Origin of the sequence: Spiribacter onubensis, assembly GCF_040838425.1 — a bacterium.
GTDB classification, from domain to species: Bacteria; Pseudomonadota; Gammaproteobacteria; order Nitrococcales; family Nitrococcaceae; genus Spiribacter; species Spiribacter onubensis.
Genome location: NZ_JBAKFI010000020.1, coordinates 1 through 553, shown reverse-complemented (window position 1 = coordinate 553; position 553 = coordinate 1). Strand labels below are relative to the sequence as shown.

Below are 553 nucleotides of genomic sequence, written 5' to 3'. Positions count from 1 at the left end.
CTTGACATCCTCCTCGCCCTGAAGGACGAGGATTCCTACCGCGCCGGTGCCGGCACTGAGCCGGCGCCGGTCGCCTCGGCGGGTTCCTGCTTCATCGGGGCAGCCGGATCGTCACCTCGGTGCCGGTCCGGGCTTACATCCCCTCCACAGGCCATGACGGCATGCCCTGCCGCCAGAATGTTCCAGGCGGCGTTGGCATCGGCATGAGTCGTGTGGCCGCAGGCAACACACGCGAATCGGGATTGGCTGCGGCGGTTTTCTTTCGCCACATGCCCACAGGCCGGACAGGTCCGGCTCGTGTTCTGCGGCGGCACCGCCACCACCATCCCGCCACGCCATGCCTGCTTATAGGCAAGCTGGCGGCGGAACTCATGCCATCCCTGATCGAGGATGGAGCGGTTGAGCCCCGCCTTGGCGCGGACGTTCCGTCCCGGTTGCTCGACCGTCCCCGACGCCGACTGCGTCATATTCCGTACCTGCAAATCCTCGACCACCACCGCCGCGTGGTTTTTGCTCAAGGCGCTGGTGAGTTTGTGCAGGTGGTCGCGTCGGG

1 protein-coding gene is annotated in these 553 nt (G+C 66.4%); it reads right to left on the bottom strand.

Translation table 11 applies throughout. The annotated features are described in order from the left end of the window. Window positions 1-35 precede the first annotated feature (35 nt). A partial coding sequence (locus V6X63_RS10670) for an RNA-guided endonuclease InsQ/TnpB family protein (RefSeq protein WP_367978929.1) occupies window positions 36-553 on the bottom strand: 518 nt, incomplete at its 5' end.